The following is a 20,219-nucleotide window of genomic DNA, read 5'->3' as shown; positions in this document are numbered from 1 at the left end:
TCATTCATTTATTACTTCCACGGTTTTAGGAGCTATGACTACTTGACGCATAACTGTACCATACCATTGATTGAAAACCACACAGGCAGTCAAATCTCCGGTGACATTAACCGCTGTACGAAACATTCCCAATAATCGCTCTACACCGATAATGATGATGATACCTTCTGCCGGAATACCTGCACTGCCCAAGACAGATGCAAGAATTACAACTCCTCCTCCCGGAATGGCCGGTGTACCTATTGACGCAGCAACTATAGTTATAACCACAACGATAATATTAAGCAAACTCATTTCCAGCCCGTACGCTTGGGCAATGAACAAAGTGGTTATGGTTTGATAAAGAGCTGTGCCATCCATATTGACAGTTGCCCCGATAGGGATGATAAAATTACTGATCGCATGATCCACTTTTAATTCTTCTTCTGCTGTTTGCAACGAAAGAGGCATTACTGCAGCAGAACTGGTGGTGGAAAAAGCCAGGAGTTGAGCGCCTCTGATCTTTCCCAAGAATTTTAGCGGGTTCCTGCGGCCTAACAAACTCACCATCATCAGGTATATGCCTACTAAAATTAGTAAACCTGCCAAGACTACTATCACGTAATAACCTAGTCCGGCAAGGGAGCTTAGACCTACACTGGATGTAAGCTGAGCCATGAGACCAAAAACTGCTATGGGTACTAAAATCATGGCCCACTTAACTACTGTCATACAAATTTCCTGTACTGCACTCAGCAATAACTTCACAGGTTTCAGCAGATTATCTGGCAATGATAATACTGCCACTCCAATAATAATGGTAAAGATGACAATGCTCAACATTTCCCCGCTTACCATAGAGGCCAGCGGGTTTTCAGGCAGCAGATCGGTAATGATGCCCGGCATATCATTGATGCCAAACGATAATTCAGCATTTTCTTCGCCTGCCGCCAGTACTGCTTCATGCTCGGCAGCTGCCTGTTCATGCAGGTAGCTGCCCGGTTTAAAAATGGTGGCAAGAAGGGTTCCTATACTCACGGAGATAATGGTGGTAGCCACAAAATAAAGTAAAACACCACCTCCCAGTTTTTTCAGGTTGTCTTTGTCATTACTGGCGATACCAGTAATGATAGAGGCCACGATTAACGGGATCATGATCATTTGCACGAGCTTAAGAAAGAGCATGCCGGGCAGGGCCAGCCAGTTACCTAAAACATCGGCAGTGGCTTTGCTCACCCATCCATTTTGTGGGCTTAAAAGAAGGCCAAAACCCACTCCTAAGAAAAGTGCAATGAGTACCTTTAACCAGAGCTTGCCTGCTACCAGTTTTTGAAGATAGGTATTAAGTGATTTGAGAGATTTTATTTCTGTATCAAACAAGCTCATTATATGATCCTCAAACTTTCATTTGTCTTTTTAATTGATCTCTCGGCACTTTCTTCTATCCCGGTCAATGCCCTGATCGCATCAATGGTCTCCGGGATTACGATGGCCTGGTTGTCCACTACATAGGCGTAATAGAGCTCATTACCTTCTACTTTTAGCATGTCTTGCCACAGTGCTACCTCGTACATATCGCCCCAGGGTCGTCCCATATCCAGGTATCTTTCTTTGATCGTATTATTGGAAACCAACCCATCGTTATAGCTTATCAACGTGATTCGTGTAGATGTCTGAAATGCCTCTATCACTTCCTTTTTATCAGCTTTTCGGGTAAGTCGCACATTCCAGTAATGTAGATGGCTCAGGGTTTGAGGAACTTTCACCGCCATAGTAACTACATCCAGCTCAGGGTCTACACTTTGCGCATCAGGTCCCTGATGGCTGGGGATGTCTTTTTCAGGTACCAGAGTATTCATGATGCCACCGAGATGGCTTTCCCAGGGGTCGGTCGCTCTACGAAGCAAAGTACCACGGGCACTTTCTAACAGTCCGGCTCTTTTCAATGCAGAAAGTGTCCTGACAATTGAAGTGGTGTTACACGAAACTACCCGAGTACTGTCCCGGTTTAGGGCGGAAGCATAATTGTTTTCTGCGCTAAAGGAATGTCCGGTAGTTTCGTGTTTTTCACCTCCTTGAAGGATAAATTTGATTTCTCGCTCTTTGTACGTCTGCACGTTTTGGACAGCTATCTTCTTGGGGGTACAATCCACTACTACATCTGCTACATCTAAAAGGTCAGTCATGTTGCCTGCCGGGGAAATATCTACCTGCTCCATGTCGCTTTTAGCTTCTGGAGTAGCAGCATAAATAGTATATCCTTTGCTTACCGCTGCTTGAATGCGCCAATCACTGATCACATCACAAACTCCGGCCAATTCCATATCCTCTTGCAGTGCAATAGCATCCGCTACTCTTTTGCCGATTACACCATATCCGATAAGTGCTATTTTCTTTTTCATAATGTTATTGCGTTTTAATTTTGGTATGAATATTATTTATGTTGGATAATCCGAATACGATCAGTACAAAGCTTTGAGCGATCTCCATGATCACCAATATCCTGGCAGGATACGTTAAGGGTACAATGTCTCCGTAACCGATTGCCGCAAAAGTTACCACACTGAAATAGAAGAACTCAAATAAAAAGCTGAGATAACCCATGTTGTCCGATGTGTTAAATCCCTGAAATGAGCCTGTATTGGCAGCAGCAATACAGCTATAATCTGCGGCATAGGAGAAGATAATCAACAGTACCAGTAGCCCGAAAATCCAGAGCAATTGCCCAAAGGAATGACACTGGCGAATGGATTTATTTACCTGTTTGAAAGTAAAAAATGTAAAATATATGGTTTTGGTCAGGGCAAATAAAACCACCAGGTAAGGTACCCAGCTTATTTTATGATCAACAAATTGCATGAGGTATACATAAACGATGGCCACCAAAGCCACCAGTATCACAGCCGGACTCAGGCGCTTGATCAGTTGTTTTAAGAAACTATCATAGTCTATTTTGTTTACCATTGTATATAAGTCAATTGTTCATTGCCGGTTTAGTTGTAGATTCTGTTCTGCCATACAGACGAAGTATAATTGCACCAATGACACCGGCAAGCACTGAAGCAAACAAAATACTTAGTTTGGCAATGAATGTATATTCCTCTTTTTGGAATGCCAATTCAGTGATGAATAGTGACATGGTAAAGCCTATTCCGGCTATCATGGCTACTCCCGAAAGGTGTCTCCAGGAAATTCCTTCTTGTAACTCGGCCAGCTTAAATTTCACCAAAAGCCAGCTTACTCCTAAGATACCGGTAAACTTGCCAACCAAAAGCCCGAAACCTATCCCCAGGCTAATGGGATGACTTAAAATTTCTACTAAATTTCCATGAATGTGAATCCCGGTATTGACCAGGGCAAATAAGGGCAGAATAAAAAATCCTACAATAGGTGCCAGGTGATGCTCTATTTTTTGCAAGGGAGTTTCAGCATCATCTGATTTTTGCTTGATCTCTTCCAGAATACTGAGTTGTTTTTCTGAAATGAAGTTACCCTTAATAGGAGTTGCCTCTAAGAATTGCAAATGAAGTTTTTGGAGATTTTTTAAGTAATCTTCTTCCTTGATCTTAACCTTACCAGGAATGGTGAAAGCCGTGAGAATGCCTGCAATGGTCGGATGTACCCCGGAGAAAAAAAATGCCAACCAAACCCCACCGATCCCAATGAGTGCATAAAACCAGGCTTTGCGAATACCTAAATAATTACCTCCTACCAGTACTAAAAAAAACAAGATAGCGTGCAAAAGATCCATGTATGAAATAGCAGAAGTATAAAATATAGCTATAACCAAAACCGCCCCTAAGTCATCAACTATAGCCAGGGCCACCAAAAATACTTTGAGCCCTACAGGTACACGATCTCCAAAAAAAGAAAGCACTCCAATGGCAAAGGCTATGTCTGTAGCCATTGGGATTCCCCAACCGTGCTCGGTAGCAGCATTGAAGTTGAAAATAAGATAAATGGCTGCCGGAACTACCATGCCGCCAATAGCTGCTCCGATAGGCAAAATAGCTTTTCTGAAAGAAGACAGTTTTCCTCCTATAATTTCCCTTTTCAACTCCAGGCCTACCTGTAGGAAGAAGATCGCCATTAAGCCATCATTTACCCAAAGTAATAGTGACTCTGACAAAGCAAATTCCCCAACCAAGAGCGAGATTTCAGTGTGAATAAAGTTTTGATATACTTCCCCGAATGGGGAATTAGCCCAGATCATGGCTACCAGTACAGCCAGAAAAATGGCAATCCCTGAAGCTGATTGGTTCTTTACCAGATTATTCAAAAAGTTGTTTAGGCGGGTAATCATTTGGACTCCTCCTTTTCTAAGTCCTTGTTTTTGTACTCCCGGATGATTAGCCGATTGCCTTTGTCATAGGTGAAATAATTCCACACCCAGTTCAGTGCTACCATCAGCTTATTTCGGAAACCGCTAATGGAAAAAAGATGTACTACCGACCATAAAAACCAGGCGATATACCCACCAAACCGAAATTTACCCAGATCGGCTACCGCCCTTCTTTTACCGACAGTGGCCAGTGACCCTTTATCCAGATAACGAAATGGTTTTGAATATTCTCTACCCGCAATTCTGTACTTAATCACTTCACCCAGATACTTACCCTGTTGGATGGCCACCTGTGCCACCTGAGGATGGCCTTTGGGTGTTCTTTGGCTGACTACTGCAGCTATATCGCCAATGGCAAAAATATTGGTGTACCCTTTTACCAGCAGGGTGTTATTCACTTGAAGTCTGTTTCCCCGAACAATACTTTCTTCTCCAATACCTTCAGGAAAATCTCCTGTTACCCCGGCAGTCCAGATCAGATTCCTAGCGTAGAGTTTCTTTCCTGAATTTGTTGAGACAGCCGATCCATCATAATATTCTACTGCTTCCTCAAGCATAACCTGTACGCCCAGCCGGGTCAAATATTTCAGTGCCTTTTCTGAAGCTTTGTCAGACATGGATGCCAGCAATTGATCACCTGCCTCCAGCAGATAGATATCCATTATTTCGGAGGAGTATTCCGGATAATCTCCCGGTAATATATATTTCTTGAATTCTGCAAGGGCACCTGCCATTTCAACCCCGGCAGGGCCTCCACCCACTATAATAAAATTGGTGAGAATGTCTTTTTCATGTTCATCACAGGTGATAGCTGCTTGCTCCAGGTTCTGGATCATGGTATGGCGAATATTCAGGGAATCCTGAATGCTTTTCATGCCCAAGCTCCACTTTTCAATATCGGTCAAGCCAAAAAAATTGGTTTTAGTCCCAGTGGCTATAACCAGGAAATCATAGTCAATGATACCTTTATTGGTTAATACCCGGTTTTGTTTTGCTTCTATTTGCTGAACTGTGGCGTACCTGAATAGTGTATTTTTATTACCACTGATTTGTTTGCGAAATGGGAATACGATGCTATCCGGCTCCAGGCCACTGGTAGCCACCTGATAAAATAGTGGCTGGAATTGATGAAAGTTATGTCTATCAACCAGCACAACCTGTATCCTACTTCTCTTTAATGCCTTAGCAAGAGCAAGTCCCGCAAAGCCTCCTCCAATAATGACAAGCCGGGGCATATTGGTTTCCGGTAAGCAAACCATCTCATCTGTATTACAATATTCATTCATAAACATGCATTTTTAAAGGGTGTTCTTGTAATTTTTGCCAGTACAGATGCTCAAACAGGCTTGACCAATACATGCCAAAGGTGAAAGCAAATAGAAGTTCTTCCAGGGGTACTCCCAATATGAGTATATGCGTCAAAGCATCAAGGTTCCAGTAGAGGTTCACATACTCGGGGAAAAATGGTAAGATGCTACCGAAATAAATAAAGTACAACAGGGTAAATAGAAAACCACCGATCCATATCTTGCCTTTAAGATCAGGGCGACAGTATAAGGTGGCAATTGTACCGGTAAACATGGCTAAAATGCCACAATAAATATGATTTAGACTGGTGAAATAAGCAAGGATGAGAAATACTACCGGAGGAACAAACAAGATATACCGATGCATCCGATGGCGTCTATGCGTGCGTTCTGATAAATACATTTCAACAGTTACTTTTTTAAAAACCAACTGATATAGCACTGAACCTATGCCTCCGATGGCAAACGAAAAGATCAGGCTTTCCATATCAAAACCTGTACGCTGAGCCAGATCAAAAAGTGAAGGAGGGTTCCAATATTCAGGAACAAACAAGGGTTCTGTCAGGCCAAAAGGCATAGTGATGAGGCTCATTTTGAGCATCACCTTTCTGTAATCTTTTCTAAATAAAAAAATCATTCCCCATACTGCAAGAATGGTCAAAGACCAAATCAGCCATACATAGTCTATCATCCTTACTAAATCATCGGTATTTTTTATTAAAAGATATATTGTAGACCGTAGCTATGAGTGCGCCAAATAACCAGCCCAGTATGAACATTTCTACCAGTCCGATGAGTGCTTCGGTCCAGGGTACGTCCATTCTGATGATGGGGCTGGTGTCAAGTCCGTGGAGCAAACTGTTAAAAAACAGGATGGTACCTTCACGGCCTACAGTGGCCATCAGTATAATACAGCCCAGGTAGAATACCACACCTGTTACCCCCCAGGCCAGTGCGAATCTTTTAATGTTTATGTGTTGCATGATCATTTTCGTTTTTAGATTGATTTTCCTGATTGCTACCATGGCCGCGATGGCCTCCGTGTCCTCCATGACTTCCCATCATAAATAGGTGGGCCACGAAAAAAATAATGAGGAAGATAAACAGCGAATTTGTCCCGTTGAAGCCGAAAACCGGCAACAGGAATAGCAGTAGGAATAACCCCAGGCATCCTACCAGCATCCAAAACATGTGATTTCTCATAACTTCAGGTTTTTAGTGGTGGCCGGGATGGTTTTCTTTCCCCATCTTTACTTTGTTTCTCATCATCGTTTCCTTGTCCATAATGCCTTCTTTGTGCATCATTTCCATCATCTGTCCCATCATATTGGGTTTATCTTTCATCATAGTCATCAAGTGTGCACACATTGATGAATCTGCCTCAGCCATATTCATCATATTGCTCATCATGCCGTGCATCATTTCCGGATTATCCTTCATCATGGCCGTCATGTCTTCATTCTCTGACATCATCATACCCATCATTTCCTGGTTTCCTTTCATCATCATTTTAGTATGATCATCTTCCATCATTTTAGTTATCAATTGTTCAGCATATTCATGATCGGAAATGATGGTATTAAATATTTCATTTCGGGTGTCATGTTTTTCTAACAATGTGCTTACATCCTTCTGTTGCTGACAGGCAGATAAAGCCGTGATCAATAAAGTAAGTGTCACCATTGTTTTTAAAATATTTTTCATATCGTTATCGGTTAAGGTTAATGCTTAGTATTGGTATATCTGCATGGTTTGCCAGGTTTTCGGTAATGCTCTTTCCTATCAGGTTAAAAAAGCCGGACCTACCATGCGTAGTTAAAGCAATAAGGTCGGCATTTACAGATTCGGAAAACTTTAGAATGCCGCGTTCTTCATTTAACGAGTTGTAGATGTTGGTTGTGCAGGTTCCTCCGCGAGGACAGCTTTTATGAAAAGCATGCATTTTCTCAAGGCTTCTGTCCGTCTCCTCAAATGAAAATGGCACATTGACATAAAGTAGGTGAATGCCGGATTCATTGAGATCGGCAAACTCCACCACTGTTTTGAAGGGTTCTTTTACATCCTCTTCAAAATTGGATGCAAAAACTACGTTTTTAACAGGCCATTTAGACTTTTCTTTGATGATCAACACGGGAACGGTAGCGTCTCTCAATACCTTTTGAGCATTGGATCCGACAAACAGTTCTTTTGCACCGGATGCACCGTGCGAACCCATCACTACAAAATCGTGGTGATGAAAGGGAATATGTTTGAGGATTTCCTCTCGACCTACATCAAACACGAGAAACTGCGCCGCCTTCAACCCTTTCGCTTCCGCTTTCTTTACCAGTTTATTAAGCTCGTTCTTCGCATGCCCAATTTCCTTTAATGTTTCGGGAAATCGCTGCTCCTTCTCCTTATCAAGTTCGACCCAAGGCACAGGCGTGATCTGTAAGTGCAAAAAATGAATCTCCGCACTTGATTTCTCTGCTAAGGCAATGGCAATATCCGCAGCCCGGTTAGCTGTTTCTGAAAAGTCAGTTGGAACTAAAATATTTTTCATAAGTCTCTGTTCTCCAAGTCGGGTTCTAAAGTTTTAACTTTCACCATGTCCATTACCTCTGTTATGTAAATGATGCCATCTCCGGAATGAGCCGTTTTTCCATATTTATGAATGATCTCCATTGCTTTGTCCACCTTCTGGTCGGGTATTACTACTTCTAGCTTTTCAATTTTGGCATGAGAAAATGGGTGTCGTAACGAAGGAAAGTCTTTACGCTCATCAGTATAATGTCCTGTACCTTCTCCTTCAAAAACGGTTAAGCAACAAAACCCTTCTTCTCGCAGATGATTTACGATATCTGATAATCGGTCCGGCCTGACGAAAGCTTTTATTTCTTTCATTTTTGCAGGCTCTTTTTTATGTCTTCATACTCTTCTTTGCTGATTTCTCCTTTGGCGTACCTCTTTTTTAAAAGGTCTAATGGTGTCTCCTTTTTTGTTCTTTGTCCGGGTATGTCCCACGGTGTAGCAAAAATCCAAATGATAAAAATCACCCAGATTACCCACCAGATGATGTGCATACCCCAATAGTGTCCTTCAAACCAATGCATAATATGTGCTTTTTAAATTTTGAAATATTGTAATCTGACCGTATCAAACCATTACTGATTTGCACTATCCAAAATTAGCACATTGTCACGCTTCCCATTTTTGAAATCTTGTCTTTGATGTATGATATTTTGCTTTCAAAACATCAATAGCTTAGTGTAAAACATCAAGTAATTTCTGGCGAATGTGCAAAGACACTATTTCAAGATTTTCGTTGCAGATGGCCTGCATGGAACTAATGGGATCAACTACAGAAACTTCAATATACCCCTCCATGAGATCCTGAACGATGACGTTGCAAGGAAGCATGGTCCCAATTTTATCTTCGGCCTTTAATGCCTTGTAAGCATACTCAGGGTTGCAGGCACCTAATATTTTATAGTGGCTGAATTCAATATTGAGTTTATTTTTCATGGTCTCCTGTACATCTACTTCTGTAAGAATTCCAAACCCTTCTTTTTTTAGTTCTTTAACCACTCGGTCGATCACTTCTTCAAACTCTGCGTCTTTGATCAATTTACTGTGATAATATTCTCATGAAACCTGATAGTTTATAATGTTTGATCTAACACCAGCTGGTGTATATGAACTTTGATATTTTCGTTTTCCAATGGCTTACTTTGAAGAAAATCGGCTTTAAATCCAAATGTCAGACCCAGAATGCATTTCAAGTGTGATCCCCCTTCGATATGTTCCAGGGAACCTGTTCCCGTTACGGGCAGATTAGTTTGCTTGTAGCTCATCTTTGCACTGAACTCAAAAGTCATGGGAGGGTGCTTAGATGTATCTATTTTATCCTGGCTATCATTACTGTTTTCGATGTATAGCTTACCCACAAGTGTAACCTCTTGATCTTCCAAGGATGAAATGATAGTATCTAGTGAATCTGCTCCTGAATGCAGCGAAATGATGGGTAGCTTCATTTTGAAGTTCGCCTCCTTATAATCAAGTTCCACTAAAAGTTTCTGCGAATGAAGGTTGATTACTGAATCACCTACCGGAACTGTCAATATCACGCGACCATTTGTAGTGTGATATTGATTTTGAGCTTTTGCCAAATTAATATTTGAGAAAATCATAGCAATAACAGATGCTAGGAATAGTGTAGTTTTAACCAAAGAGCTACTTCCCATCTATGACCGTGTTGTGAAATATATTAAAACTAAAGCAGTCACTATTGCCAGCGTAAATGACCAAAACATCAATCTCTTGTAAGGATGATAGTAGTCCAATGATTTTTTATCAGGGTGTAACACCGAGGCATTATTTTCTTTTGCAGTGGGTTCCGGTTGTTCAGGTTCAACTGTTGCTGTCACAGTGCTCTTTGATTCTATATAGTCCAGTATTGCTTTAACTTCATCAACTTTAAAAGGAAAATCACCATAGGTACCATGTTGTACTGCTGAAAGGTGGCTACAGCCTGTTCGTCACCAGCCTTTACCATCGTCTGAGAGGACTGAATAAACTTCAAAAGCCAGCTTTCCTCATATTTTTCTGAGACTCCTTTGAGATCAGGACCAACCAACGGCCCACCGCCAATGGTATGACAGGCGGTACAGTTTTGAGTAAAAAGTAGTTCTCCATTTTGCGAGAAGGTCTTCGTTACTGTAAGAAAGAAAAGGCTTAAGAGTATAATCTTAACTGAAGAAACCGAATATCCCGATAACAGTCCCATTAGTTGGCTGACTTTAAGAACTCCACAACCTTTTCTGCCTCCACCCTGGTTAGCTGTGCCCGTATCTCCATATGTTTAACCGCCACGTCCCATTGCACATCACTAAAGGTGGCTGGAGAGGCAGTATTGTGACACCTGATACAGGACTCTGCCCATAGCTGAGCACCACTTTTCTGTAAAACGTACTCTGGTACCCCTTTCGTGGCACTACCAGCACTTATAACATTTTGCTGCGAGGCACATTGTGTAAAAACTATTGCTGTAAAAGCCACAACGGACATTAAGAGTAGTATTTTATTTATATCCTTCATCTTCTTTGGGTTTAAAAGCCAATTGTCCATTGAATATAAAAAGTGTTCACATCCAGTGCTTCAGGTTCCTCACCATCTTCAGCGTGTCCTCCGGTCATACTGTCCATTTGGTAAGCAAACTTGACGGCCGTCCTCCAATCAATCCAATAGTTTAGTCCTAATGCCAATTGTGTATTCTCTGACGCCCAAGGTGCTTCTTCAGGCGTATTTAACGTGGAATAGCGCCCAACAAGCTCCAGATTCTTAATGAATTGGCTTGGTCCAAAAGTGGGACGATAGCCAAGCTGAAAGAAGGTTGAGTTTGACTTGTTTTCGAAGGTATAGGACTCCATCACGCTACCTTCTTCAATAGTGTATGTGTGATCGTCAATATTGATGAAGTTGACTTGTCCTTTAAGATCGATAACTCCACCTAGAAAGGATACTTTTCTAACGTACGTCCAGTCAAAGGCATAGAGAAGGGCACCTAGTTCTTCCAGTTCTGATCCACGATTGCCGAGCTTAGCTGACTGAGCAGAAAAACCAATTTCAAGTGATTGATCCCTAAGAGGGAATATTCCTAAACGCCCTCCTATTGCCTTGTTATTGTTATTATCCTCATTCCCTTCGTGCACTATCATCCCTACTTCTTCTGCTTCATCCTCCCCATCCTCAATTCTCGGACCATTGGTAACATATACTGAGTAGTTAAACTTCACACCCCCAAGGTATGATGCACCTCTGATTTCTGCTCCCAAGTCAGAAGTGGGCAGTGTACCATCATGACCATACCCAAGTGGAACGGTAGGTAAACGATTAATCCAAGATGGATGCAGTCTATCGAAAAATATTCCAAATGGAATTAGAATTTCACCTGCTCTTAGGTTTAAATTAGGAGCAAGGCTATAGTTAACATTTGCGTATTCCAGAGCAACTTTAACCTCACCGTCCTCAACTTCAAATTCTAATTCTCCTTCGAAGAACAGTTTGTCAGATTGTTTGTAGAGAAACAGGGGTACAAACCGTGCATTCCCAAAGGTAGTTTCTTCATCATTGGACATAAACGTTGCATCAGAATAGCCACGCAGTAAAAATCGGCTGTTGCCTGGTTTGGGGTCGAGTATCCCAGATTGATTCTGTGCGTTTGATTCAACTAACACCAGTATGATCAACAAGGAGCTTAATAAGTATTTGTATTTCATAAGTCCAAAAATTTATTGTTTCAGTGTTCGCAAGTAACTGACCAATTGCCACCTTTTCTCTTCAGAAAGTGTGGCTTTGTAAGATGCCATTGGCGCTCTTCCCTCTGTGATTTTCCAGAAAATAGCTCCATCACTTTGAGCATGAAAGGTCGTTGTTGTCAAATTGGTAGGTTTTGGATTAAGTGCTGCTCCCGCTACTCCATCACCTTTGCCTTTGTCGCCATGACATATGGCACAATATGTTGCAAAAAGTTTCTTTCCTTCTTTTATTGCCTCTTCCTGCCCAAGCATCGGGTTTTTAAGTGTATCTGCCTCTACAGGTGCTTTCCATGGAGTTTGCAAAAATGCAAATAGTCCGACAATGAAAATTGTTAATATTCCTTTCATACCCTTCCTTTTAAAAATGCTACTTAATAATGATTTTTTATGAATCAACCATGTGATAAACTTATCCATAAAAAGCTCATGTCAGTTTACCTTATTTTGACTATGATTCAAGAAATCATGATAAGAAGTGAATTGCCAATCTTTTAATTTGTGTGATTCAGTTTCGGTCTCATAGCAACCCATTGTTGCCAAAAAAAAAGTGCCAGAAAGTCTGTCTTCCAGCACCGACAAGAAACAGACCAACAAATTTATCAATTAGATGTTTTCTCTTCTAAACCTTTGGTAGTGGCTAGCTTTCCTTCAGGTGTAAATTTAATTTCAACTTTCCTTCCATCCATTTTGCCGATATAGCTATAGTGTAATGGAATCGCCCGTGATGTTCCAGCAGTCCCCTGATCGGCCGGCTTATCCACGGTATGCTCAAAGTGGGCATACCATGCCCCTTTTTGGATATCGTTCTTGACTTGGCCAAACTCTGTCTCAAATGTTTTAAGTACTGCTGCAGGAACCTGGTTATTTTCAATTTTTTCGAACATGGTCATCGGAATTGTTTGTGCATATGACCAGACTGCACTAATTAACAGCATAGCAATTGTCAGTTTGAACGTTTTCATATCTGTAAAATTTGGTTTAAAAATTTATTGTAAAGACTCTCACCACCCGACGTGAAAGGTAGATTTCTAATTGATACATTCTCTCATTATTTTGTCTCAGTTAATTCTTTTTTTTTGAAATTTAAGAATACGGATCATTACTTCGTTTACCATATTTTGGCTATTATTTAAGGTATTTATTGGCTGGTAAAAGCAGAAATTCTTAAAACATAATGCAGTGTTTTTCTATTCATTCGAGGAGCCCTTCAATAAAGTTTTGACATCAGAATGGTCAATGAGCCTTGCATGACTTTACAGGTATTTTCGACCACCGGGCTCCTCCCAAACGGGCTAAATGAATCATCATGAAATGTATCTACGATCCTGTACCACTGATGATCGGTTTGGGGTAATTCGAAAGTCAAATGTTGGTGCCAGGCATTGACCATGAAATGGTATTGATAGTCTCCAAACTCTTCTTTGAGTTGATAGGCTAAGGAATGGGAATGGTCGCTCCAGTCCGGCCCAAAGAGTTTCACGCCATGCCAGGTGATGCATTCACTCCCTCTTTCAGGCTTTTCCCCCCAGAATCTTTCCATTCTGAATATCTTTTGGGACTGGTTGAACCGAATCAAATGCTGTACAAAAGTGAGCAAATCCTTGTTTTTCTCCACCAGGTTCCAGTCAAACCAACTCAATTCATTGTCCTGGCAATAGGTATTATTGTTTCCGCCTTGCGTACGTCTTACCTCGTCTCCCATTGAGATCATGGGTGTGCCCTGAGAAAACAAGAGTAACACCATAAAGTTTTTGATCTGTCTCAGACGCAAGGCTTCAATTTCAGGATCACAAGTTGGCCCCTCCACCCCATGATTCCAGGAATAATTCTCGTTACACCCGTCCCGGTTGTTTTCCCCGTTGGGCTCATTGTGCTTATGATTATAACTCACCAGGTCATTGAGCGTAAATCCGTCATGACACGTGACCATGTTGATGCTCCGGTTTGGATCCCGAAAGGGTTTGTTGTAAAGGTCAGGACTGCCAGCGATGCGATTTGCAAAATCACTGACAGCTCCATTGTCTCCTCTCAGAAAGCGCCTGATGTCGTCCCTGAATCGTCCGTTCCATTCGGCCCATTTGTCGCCGACGAATGATCCTACCTGGTAGAGTCCTCCTGCATCCCATGCTTCAGCTATGATCTTCGTGCTAGCCAGCACAGGATCGGATTCTATTTCCCACAGAATCGGAGGATTTTTCATTGGATTTCCATGTTCGTCTCGAGACATGATCGAGGCCAGATCAAAGCGGAATCCGTCGACGTGCATTTCGACCACCCACCTTCTCAAAGTGTCCATAATCAATCGGCGCACTACAGAATGATTCGTATTTAGGGTATTGCCGCACCCAGTAAAATCCATAAAACATCCCGATTCGCGATTTAAGATATAGTAGGTGTCATTTTGAAGGCCTTTGAAGGAGAGTTTTGGTCCAAACTCATTTCCTTCAGCGGTATGATTAAATACAACATCCAAAATCACTTCAATATTTGCCCTATGGAAAGCCTTTACCATATTTCGAAATTCATCCGCTATCACATTAGGGTGGTCACAAAAGCAGTACCCATTGTGTGGTGCGAAAAAAGCAATCGGGGAATAGCCCCAGTAGTTGGCGAGGGACTCGTTGACGGTATCCTGGCTATCAAACTGGACGACGGGCAATAGTTCAACCGTAGTGATACCCAGTTTTTTCAGATAGGGTATTTTTTTCACGATGCCCGTGTAAGTGCCTTGTTTCGACTTTTCTATTTTAGAATTTGGATTACGAGTAAATCCCCTCACATGCAATTCATAGATAACTGACCGTGAATAGGGGTGGTGCACATGTTGGTCACCATTCCAGTCAAACGCTTTCGGGTCAACTACAACGCATTTCATGCTCCGGCCATATCCTGGTTCCATTTGCCCAAATTCAATAAATGATGATCTGCGATATGTTTTTGGTGTAACAACTGCCCTGGCGTAAGGATCTAGCAGCAACTTGGACGGGTCAAACCTGAGCCCACTAGCGGGTTCAAAAGGCCCATGAACTTTGTAACCGTAAAGAGTACCCACAGGCAAATCGCTGATAAATACGTGCCAAAAATGGAAACTATGATTTGCGGAGGACTTAAGAGAGACTGTTTGAAAGGGCTCTCCATCGTCCTCGTTTTCAAAGAGGCACAGATCAATCCTTACCGCATTTTTGGAGTAAATACTAAAATTTACACCTGACATTTCCACTGTCGCTCCCAATGGGTTCGGATCTCCTATCGAAACCTCGTAGTTGGTCACCTTGTCTTTTTTCCTTTTGTCAATTGTTATCATTTTCCAGGACTTCTAATGGAAACTTCCTCATCATCTTGTGAATGGCTGGATGTAAATCCTCATATATTACCTTTTCGCCGTACAAATCCCCTTGAGCAACCCCTTCCCATATCACCTGGTTGGTTTGCCTATCGATGACCGTGAATTTGACGCCACCATGTATATATTGAAAACTTTCGGGTTTTAAATATAAATTCGAATGACCGGCTTTACTGGTGAGCTTTCGGCCAGTGTAATCAGGAGCCGGACCATAGTAATATCCAACATCGAAGAACTCCGGCAGATCATAAATTGGAGGTAAATTAATTTCTCTGGAATGACTGAGCCATTCGATACTCAGCAAAAGCTGGGGATTAACTGTGTCGGGTCTAAGAGCACGTTGGCTAATGCAGTGCCGAAAATAATTTCGGGTTCTTTTTCTAATAAAATCGTCTGCAGTCGCAGTATCACCTGGTTGGTCCGTTTCAGGTAGCCATGCGAATGACTTATATTGTCCAAAATCAACTTCCTTATTTTGGAAGACTTGGACTTCTTTATAAACATTGCAGGAAACGACCACCGCAACGATACCAACTAAAATGAGGCTATTTTTATAGATCATACTTACTTGATTTATCTTTTACATATCTCAAGAAGAATTAGCGAAAACCAGGCTAATTCTTCCTCAGTATAATGTATTTCCTTTGCTTGATTAACGGGCAGAAGCTGCCCATGTCTCATGAAGTTTTGACTAAAGTTTAACGAATTTCAACCCTACAAAAGCTTATCTTCAGCAAGCTCAATTACTTCATTTCAGTGACCGGTGCCAATTTTGCTGCCACTTGAATATTGATCACGGGATAATCGGAATGCTGCAAAAACCGATCTCCCATCCATTTGCTATCGATGCCGAAATACAGGTGAAAATCGAATGTCTCACTGGACTCGGCTTGGCTGAAGTCAAACTTTCCAGAGAGGCTCAGTGATTCTCCTTTCACCTTATTGAATATCCGTCCGTTCAACGAAAGCTGTAATACCTCTTCCTTATCGTAAAGAATTCCTGTAAGTGGGATCACAGTTTTTACGACAAACTCATGCCCGTTTTTCCTAAAAAGATGCCGATCTATTCTCCTGTTTCCAGTACTGAGGGCTGAACAACGGATAGTCACCCAAATCGTTTTAGAATCTCGATTGAAAATAACCTCTGCTTCATTGCTAGCCGCCCCTTCGAATGTGTCATGATATTTAAAATATGCATGGACGTTTCCCTTTTCGGTTGTATAATATTTCTGAGCAAAACAACCCGATAAAACCAGGGCAAACAGACCCGTAGCTAAACATCTAGTGAGCATTATTTGATGATTTTTATGATACAGTTTCATAGTCATCATTCACATAGCCACAATAGTTTGTTGAACTCGAAGTAGTCTAGTGCTTCACACCCATTTGTTGATCTGCATTGATCAATTTTTTCCTTCAATTCATTGTAAGAGGTGACTTCTCGTCGTGCCTCCCATTGAAAAATCTGGTTTCTTCTGGAATCCCAAATTGGGAAGATCAAGGGATCGTGAGCACATAGGAGATACGAGACGACGTACTTTATTTCACGAATGAATGACAAGTCCTCACACAAAATGTCAAATAGCTCAATTGTTTGTTTCTCAATCCCGGTCCGTACATCATCTCTAAGAAACCTCTCCTGGACCTCATTCAATCTGGTGTCAGGAATATGGTTGGTTAAATGAAGTGTACCAATTTTTGAGATGACACTTGCTCGGTCCCACAAACATCGATTTAATTGGATAAAGTGGAGCGTCCTGCGATCAGCTATAAAATAGCCCTGTATGGATTGAAATGTCTTCAATCCTGCATTTAAAGTCTTCATTTTAGCTATAGGTTTACAAAAGCATTATACTCCCGATGGCCTTCATGCATCCTCCCCAATCCATAGCTCCCCTTGGTACGCAAGTCAAGTGGTGCCAAACCTATTTCCTTTGGGAGTTCAGCTTGAGCCTCACCACAATGGCATTCCCTGCATCCGCATTCATCGGGCACTGGTTTTTCAGATATTGCCTTAGTAAAGGATTTTCTGACCTCTTCTTCCCATTTCGTTCTGTACTCCGTAAGGGACAAACCGGTGCATTTTTTGAATTGCCCGGACAGGTAGTAGATACTGCTGCACCCCACGGTGATGGCGATCTGACTAAAGTTGAGCTCACCCTGCTTGATAAGTTCCTTAACTTTATTGGTTCGCAGATCAATAAAGTACTGCTCAATGGTGATGCCGCAATATTGGCTGTATAGCTTGCTAAGCTGGTGATAATTCTTTCCGAGTTCTTTTGAAATGTAGTCGGAGAGCTTTTCTTTTCGGCCCAGCAAGTTGATATTCTCCATATAGCTACGGGCAGCCTCAGTGATCCCTTTGACGGTGAGTGCATTCTGGTTCCTGATCAAGCCCAGCTCAAGCTTCTCCAGCTTTTCATTGATCCGGTCAAGGTCAGGGAGCTCATTAGTTTTGAGGGTCGCATAACCTAGATTCACTTCAGTGAATGGTATGCCCATCTCAAGAAGGATCTGCTTAACCGCATGGATGCACCTGGGGCACACCATGTTTTTTATTTGTATTGTGATAGTTTGCATGACAATATTGATTTAACTAAAAAATGAGACATAGAATCTCCTACTCCGGAGGAATTCCGAATAATCAATATTGCTTATCTAGCAGAGGAAGGACTGATACAGAATGCGCCTAAAAGCCCCTCTTATGGGCGGGGAAAGCGAACTGTTTAGTTGAAAAAGACTTATGTTCTTATTGACAGAAAAAATTGTAAACCTGACGTCGCAGACGGCCACATAAAGTAATACGGGGACTTTCTCGGTTTCAAATTTCTGTACGTCATATTTGACGAGGCTGGCCAGCAGCAGGCTTGTCTCCTCATCACAGCATTCATCTTTGTCCTGCTGTTGTTGCAGATCGCTTTGATAGGCGTGTTTATCGTTATGATTTGCGTCATCTGAGCTGTGATCGGCATGGTGATTACTATTAATATCCGTATGACCATGACCACCTGTTCCTTCATGGTTATGGGCTACATCGGTGGATTTGCCTGAGTGCATTCTTATATCCAGAATGCCGAGATCACAGAGAGAATTGCAGACAAATACTCCCGAAAGAGCGACAACCAGGCTAAGAGCCAGTTGCATTTGTGCTTTACGTAATTTTCTAATGATCATGGATAATGCAAAAATTTAAAGAATTTATCAGATCGGTAAAATCCAAATTGATTGTAATGAGAGGGGTTCGTTGCTAATTAGGCTGCCTTTAGTATGAATGACTTGCTGCGATTTCCTCCAACCCATTGCATTTCAAATGTAGCGAGTCATTTTGCGGCATAGTATGACGTGTTTTGGCTGAGAAAATGATTTATATCATATCTAGGCAGGTCAGAGATTACGATCGTTGTCGGGGTATTATTACCTCAGTTGCTTGCAGGGGTTGTTGCAATCTGTTGCTGCCTACCCTGACCCATTCCACCAAAATGTAGGATGATAGAGAGCAAAAATAAGTATTTGAAGGTAAGCAGCGCATTGATTGTTACAGTGACTGATAGAAATGTGCATCACAAAGCAATTGCTTTGAGTTGATTTTCGTCCCTTCAAGGAGCAGTCTAAAATTACAAGCTCTGCTTACCGTTTAAACGTTTGCCGTGAACGGCTCCCGGTTATCTTTGGCCAGTGAAATACTGCGAGTAGCCCCCATCAGCACTCAGAAAATCAAACGTGTAGTTGAATGTCCTGGATTTTATATCGAAATTGCCGAAGTGCTCATCGCCGACGTCATGCTCTGCTGTCATATGCTGTTGCCAGGAGGTCCAGTTGCCCAGTCTTCCCATCATGTGATGATTGGCCGATATGTTGTGACCATACCGATTGCGGAAATCGCTGTCCGTGAAGCATGATCTCATAATATCTCCGTCGGGGTATAGTTCAAGGGAAAATGTGGTATCAACATCAGCACTGTAACAGTGAACCTCAATCGTATAATCATTAATTGAAGTAATTTCAGTCGTTGCCGACATTTCGGTCTGTAACAAGCTTGATCTCAGCGTCCCATTGTAGGTACCTGCCACTTGGCCCGATAGAACAGGGTGGTCTAGTTCATTGTTCATATGGCAGGAAACGATAGTTGATGCCGCCACAATAGCTAAAGCAATTTTTAAGGCTTTCATGTGCTTTGTATTTGATATTACATTTAAAATCACTAGCATTATTGATAACAAATAGGCCATGGATGCTTATGTTTACACATTGGAGCATACTTTCATGAATTCATTTCGTTTGCTCTTTCACTCGTCCGGTTGTTTTCTACTCCTTGCATGAAAATAACATGTCATCGCCATCTACTAAGCTCAAAATTACTAAGAATGTAAGCCCTCGTTTGTGACGAGGGTCAAATGCCGGGCATGATCTTGATCATTTTTAAAAGCAGTTTTGGCGTTTTGTTGGGCAATAAACATCAACCAAAGTTGAAGCACATATCTTGATATATGCGTTAGCTAGTTTGTTTCGATTACCTGTATCGATCATTTCCTGACCTTATCCATTTTTCTGACATTAACAATCGAGCCTCAAGGTATCCGTCCGATGAATCGCATATTTCAAAATTAGGCTAGTCTGGCTAATCTTGTGCCATGAAAAGGCATGACGACGAGCAGATGCTTGGCCTCTATGATCAGTAGCAGGAGTCTGGAAAAAGCAAGGCAGAGTTCGCAGCAATTCCGGGTATCCCTCTGGCAACTTTTTATTACTGGATCAGGAAGTTTGAAAAGGCTCACCTTGCAGACAGGCTCAGCTTCAGGTTTTCATCCCCTGCCTCCACCATCTTACAACAATAAGGGGGAGTTAATGGCCGCCATTCAGTATCCTTCCGGAGTTCGTCTGGAATTATACAGTTCTTTTCAGAATCTGGGCAGTTCCTATATCGGGCTACTAAAAAGCCTGACAGAGTCTAC

Annotated in this window: 24 protein-coding genes and 1 pseudogene; 1 reads left to right on the top strand and 24 read right to left on the bottom strand. The window is 41.9% G+C overall.

The features are described from left to right. The 24 genes from ACMVP2_RS16005 to ACMVP2_RS15890 all read right to left on the bottom strand — a co-directional run bounded on the left by ACMVP2_RS16005 (window position 1) and on the right by ACMVP2_RS15890 (window position 19,436). Complete coding sequence (locus ACMVP2_RS16005; RefSeq protein WP_339790098.1) at window positions 1-1,365, bottom strand: dicarboxylate/amino acid:cation symporter; 1,365 nt, start codon at window positions 1,363-1,365, stop codon at window positions 1-3. Further along, the gene (locus ACMVP2_RS16000) at window positions 1,365-2,384 is read right to left on the bottom strand and encodes a type II glyceraldehyde-3-phosphate dehydrogenase (protein WP_416868205.1); all 1,020 of its coding nucleotides are present in this window, start codon (window positions 2,382-2,384) and stop codon (window positions 1,365-1,367) included. The genes ACMVP2_RS16005 and ACMVP2_RS16000 overlap by 1 nt, the downstream gene beginning before the upstream one ends. A 1-nt stretch (window position 2,385) precedes the next feature. Beyond that, on the bottom strand, window positions 2,386-2,943 hold the full coding sequence (locus ACMVP2_RS15995) for an ion channel (RefSeq protein WP_339790104.1): 558 nt from the start codon (window positions 2,941-2,943) through the stop codon (window positions 2,386-2,388). A gap of 10 nt (window positions 2,944-2,953) precedes the next feature. Further along, window positions 2,954-4,282 (bottom strand): Na+/H+ antiporter NhaA, encoded by a 1,329-nt coding sequence (gene nhaA, locus ACMVP2_RS15990; RefSeq protein WP_339790106.1) that lies wholly within the window; start codon window positions 4,280-4,282, stop codon window positions 2,954-2,956. Next, on the bottom strand, window positions 4,279-5,607 hold the full coding sequence (locus ACMVP2_RS15985; RefSeq protein ID WP_339790108.1) for an NAD(P)/FAD-dependent oxidoreductase: 1,329 nt from the start codon (window positions 5,605-5,607) through the stop codon (window positions 4,279-4,281). The genes nhaA and ACMVP2_RS15985 overlap by 4 nt, the downstream gene beginning before the upstream one ends. Continuing rightward, on the bottom strand, window positions 5,600-6,319 hold the full coding sequence (locus ACMVP2_RS15980) for a lycopene cyclase domain-containing protein (RefSeq protein WP_339790110.1): 720 nt from the start codon (window positions 6,317-6,319) through the stop codon (window positions 5,600-5,602). The genes ACMVP2_RS15985 and ACMVP2_RS15980 overlap by 8 nt, the downstream gene beginning before the upstream one ends. A 10-nt stretch (window positions 6,320-6,329) precedes the next feature. Continuing rightward, window positions 6,330-6,611 (bottom strand): DUF5676 family membrane protein, encoded by a 282-nt coding sequence (locus ACMVP2_RS15975; RefSeq protein WP_339790113.1) that lies wholly within the window; start codon window positions 6,609-6,611, stop codon window positions 6,330-6,332. Window positions 6,612-6,843: 232 nt separating this feature from the next. Then, entirely contained in the window at window positions 6,844-7,332 is a 489-nt protein-coding gene (locus ACMVP2_RS15970) for a hypothetical protein (RefSeq protein WP_339790115.1), read from the bottom strand. A 4-nt stretch (window positions 7,333-7,336) separates the two neighbouring features. Beyond that, window positions 7,337-8,170 carry a universal stress protein gene (locus ACMVP2_RS15965; RefSeq protein WP_339790117.1) on the bottom strand — a complete coding sequence of 278 codons (834 nt, stop codon included), beginning with the start codon at window positions 8,168-8,170 and terminating at the stop codon, window positions 7,337-7,339. Continuing rightward, window positions 8,167-8,511 carry a P-II family nitrogen regulator gene (locus tag ACMVP2_RS15960; RefSeq protein ID WP_339790121.1) on the bottom strand — a complete coding sequence of 115 codons (345 nt, stop codon included), beginning with the start codon at window positions 8,509-8,511 and terminating at the stop codon, window positions 8,167-8,169. The genes ACMVP2_RS15965 and ACMVP2_RS15960 overlap by 4 nt, the downstream gene beginning before the upstream one ends. Continuing rightward, complete coding sequence (locus ACMVP2_RS15955) at window positions 8,508-8,720, bottom strand: SHOCT domain-containing protein (protein ID WP_339790123.1); 213 nt, start codon at window positions 8,718-8,720, stop codon at window positions 8,508-8,510. The genes ACMVP2_RS15960 and ACMVP2_RS15955 overlap by 4 nt, the downstream gene beginning before the upstream one ends. 151 nt (window positions 8,721-8,871) lie before the next feature. Continuing rightward, entirely contained in the window at window positions 8,872-9,234 is a 363-nt protein-coding gene (locus ACMVP2_RS15950) for a DUF302 domain-containing protein (protein WP_339790126.1), read from the bottom strand. A gap of 35 nt (window positions 9,235-9,269) precedes the next feature. After that, window positions 9,270-9,851, bottom strand: a complete 582-nt coding sequence (locus tag ACMVP2_RS15945; protein WP_339790129.1) for a hypothetical protein — start codon at window positions 9,849-9,851, stop codon at window positions 9,270-9,272. 197 nt (window positions 9,852-10,048) lie between these two features. Next, window positions 10,049-10,393 (bottom strand): cytochrome c, encoded by a 345-nt coding sequence (locus ACMVP2_RS15940; RefSeq protein WP_339790132.1) that lies wholly within the window; start codon window positions 10,391-10,393, stop codon window positions 10,049-10,051. Beyond that, window positions 10,393-10,704: a hypothetical protein gene (locus tag ACMVP2_RS15935; RefSeq protein ID WP_339790134.1), complete on the bottom strand. Its 312-nt coding sequence runs from the start codon at window positions 10,702-10,704 to the stop codon at window positions 10,393-10,395. Before ACMVP2_RS15935 ends, ACMVP2_RS15940 begins: the two co-directional genes overlap by 1 nt. 11 nt (window positions 10,705-10,715) lie before the next feature. Continuing rightward, the gene (locus tag ACMVP2_RS15930) at window positions 10,716-11,885 is read right to left on the bottom strand and encodes a hypothetical protein (protein WP_339790137.1); all 1,170 of its coding nucleotides are present in this window, start codon (window positions 11,883-11,885) and stop codon (window positions 10,716-10,718) included. A 12-nt stretch (window positions 11,886-11,897) separates the two neighbouring features. Then, window positions 11,898-12,341 carry a cytochrome c gene (locus ACMVP2_RS15925; protein WP_339790140.1) on the bottom strand — a complete coding sequence of 148 codons (444 nt, stop codon included), beginning with the start codon at window positions 12,339-12,341 and terminating at the stop codon, window positions 11,898-11,900. Between the two features lie 182 nt (window positions 12,342-12,523). Continuing rightward, on the bottom strand, window positions 12,524-12,886 hold the full coding sequence (locus ACMVP2_RS15920) for a hypothetical protein (protein WP_339790144.1): 363 nt from the start codon (window positions 12,884-12,886) through the stop codon (window positions 12,524-12,526). Window positions 12,887-13,131: 245 nt separating this feature from the next. Continuing rightward, a complete protein-coding gene (glgX, locus tag ACMVP2_RS15915) occupies window positions 13,132-15,228 on the bottom strand; it encodes a glycogen debranching protein GlgX (protein ID WP_339790147.1) in 2,097 nt (698 codons plus the stop codon). After that, window positions 15,215-15,829: a DUF4136 domain-containing protein gene (locus tag ACMVP2_RS15910; RefSeq protein ID WP_339790150.1), complete on the bottom strand. Its 615-nt coding sequence runs from the start codon at window positions 15,827-15,829 to the stop codon at window positions 15,215-15,217. Before ACMVP2_RS15910 ends, glgX begins: the two co-directional genes overlap by 14 nt. A 181-nt stretch (window positions 15,830-16,010) precedes the next feature. Then, entirely contained in the window at window positions 16,011-16,589 is a 579-nt protein-coding gene (locus tag ACMVP2_RS15905) for a hypothetical protein (RefSeq protein WP_339790152.1), read from the bottom strand. 508 nt (window positions 16,590-17,097) lie between these two features. Continuing rightward, window positions 17,098-17,847 carry an AraC family transcriptional regulator gene (locus tag ACMVP2_RS15900; protein ID WP_339790155.1) on the bottom strand — a complete coding sequence of 250 codons (750 nt, stop codon included), beginning with the start codon at window positions 17,845-17,847 and terminating at the stop codon, window positions 17,098-17,100. Between the two features lie 78 nt (window positions 17,848-17,925). Next, window positions 17,926-18,441, bottom strand: coding sequence for a hypothetical protein (locus ACMVP2_RS15895; RefSeq protein WP_339790158.1), 516 nt, complete (start codon window positions 18,439-18,441; stop codon window positions 17,926-17,928). Between the two features lie 488 nt (window positions 18,442-18,929). Next, window positions 18,930-19,436, bottom strand: coding sequence for a hypothetical protein (locus ACMVP2_RS15890; protein WP_339790161.1), 507 nt, complete (start codon window positions 19,434-19,436; stop codon window positions 18,930-18,932). Between the two features lie 522 nt (window positions 19,437-19,958). Between ACMVP2_RS15890 and ACMVP2_RS15885 the strand changes: the two are divergent. Continuing rightward, window positions 19,959-20,102, top strand: a pseudogene (locus ACMVP2_RS15885) (hypothetical protein); the annotation flags it as partial. Between the last annotated feature and the right edge of the window lie 117 nt (window positions 20,103-20,219).

It is taken from the genome of Imperialibacter sp. (assembly GCF_048007035.1).
In the GTDB taxonomy this organism is placed as follows: domain Bacteria; phylum Bacteroidota; class Bacteroidia; order Cytophagales; family Cyclobacteriaceae; genus Imperialibacter.
This window is presented reverse-complemented; position numbering and strand designations above follow the sequence as displayed.

Bases quoted from the DNA above. Each gene is read 5' to 3' on its own strand.
- ACMVP2_RS15970 (WP_339790115.1), bottom strand. From the start codon at position 7,332: ATGAAAAATATTTTAAAAACAATGGTGACACTTACTTTATTGATCACG.
- ACMVP2_RS15925 (WP_339790140.1), bottom strand. From the start codon at position 12,341: ATGGATAAGTTTATCACATGGTTGATTCATAAAAAATCATTATTAAGT.
- ACMVP2_RS15935 (WP_339790134.1), bottom strand. From the start codon at position 10,704: ATGAAGGATATAAATAAAATACTACTCTTAATGTCCGTTGTGGCTTTT.
- ACMVP2_RS15945 (WP_339790129.1), bottom strand. From the start codon at position 9,851: ATGGGAAGTAGCTCTTTGGTTAAAACTACACTATTCCTAGCATCTGTT.
- ACMVP2_RS15900 (WP_339790155.1), bottom strand. From the start codon at position 17,847: ATGCAAACTATCACAATACAAATAAAAAACATGGTGTGCCCCAGGTGC.
- ACMVP2_RS15930 (WP_339790137.1), bottom strand. From the start codon at position 11,885: ATGAAATACAAATACTTATTAAGCTCCTTGTTGATCATACTGGTGTTA.
- ACMVP2_RS15995 (WP_339790104.1), bottom strand. From the start codon at position 2,943: ATGGTAAACAAAATAGACTATGATAGTTTCTTAAAACAACTGATCAAG.
- ACMVP2_RS15940 (WP_339790132.1), bottom strand. From the start codon at position 10,393: ATGGGACTGTTATCGGGATATTCGGTTTCTTCAGTTAAGATTATACTC.
- ACMVP2_RS15910 (WP_339790150.1), bottom strand. From the start codon at position 15,829: ATGATCTATAAAAATAGCCTCATTTTAGTTGGTATCGTTGCGGTGGTC.
- ACMVP2_RS15965 (WP_339790117.1), bottom strand. From the start codon at position 8,170: ATGAAAAATATTTTAGTTCCAACTGACTTTTCAGAAACAGCTAACCGG.
- ACMVP2_RS15960 (WP_339790121.1), bottom strand. From the start codon at position 8,511: ATGAAAGAAATAAAAGCTTTCGTCAGGCCGGACCGATTATCAGATATC.
- ACMVP2_RS15955 (WP_339790123.1), bottom strand. From the start codon at position 8,720: ATGCATTGGTTTGAAGGACACTATTGGGGTATGCACATCATCTGGTGG.
- nhaA (WP_339790106.1), bottom strand. From the start codon at position 4,282: ATGATTACCCGCCTAAACAACTTTTTGAATAATCTGGTAAAGAACCAA.
- ACMVP2_RS16005 (WP_339790098.1), bottom strand. From the start codon at position 1,365: ATGAGCTTGTTTGATACAGAAATAAAATCTCTCAAATCACTTAATACC.
- ACMVP2_RS15980 (WP_339790110.1), bottom strand. From the start codon at position 6,319: ATGATAGACTATGTATGGCTGATTTGGTCTTTGACCATTCTTGCAGTA.
- ACMVP2_RS15905 (WP_339790152.1), bottom strand. From the start codon at position 16,589: ATGAAACTGTATCATAAAAATCATCAAATAATGCTCACTAGATGTTTA.
- ACMVP2_RS15895 (WP_339790158.1), bottom strand. From the start codon at position 18,441: ATGATCATTAGAAAATTACGTAAAGCACAAATGCAACTGGCTCTTAGC.
- glgX (WP_339790147.1), bottom strand. From the start codon at position 15,228: ATGATAACAATTGACAAAAGGAAAAAAGACAAGGTGACCAACTACGAG.
- ACMVP2_RS15985 (WP_339790108.1), bottom strand. From the start codon at position 5,607: ATGAATGAATATTGTAATACAGATGAGATGGTTTGCTTACCGGAAACC.
- ACMVP2_RS15975 (WP_339790113.1), bottom strand. From the start codon at position 6,611: ATGCAACACATAAACATTAAAAGATTCGCACTGGCCTGGGGGGTAACA.
- ACMVP2_RS15920 (WP_339790144.1), bottom strand. From the start codon at position 12,886: ATGAAAACGTTCAAACTGACAATTGCTATGCTGTTAATTAGTGCAGTC.
- ACMVP2_RS15890 (WP_339790161.1), bottom strand. From the start codon at position 19,436: ATGAAAGCCTTAAAAATTGCTTTAGCTATTGTGGCGGCATCAACTATC.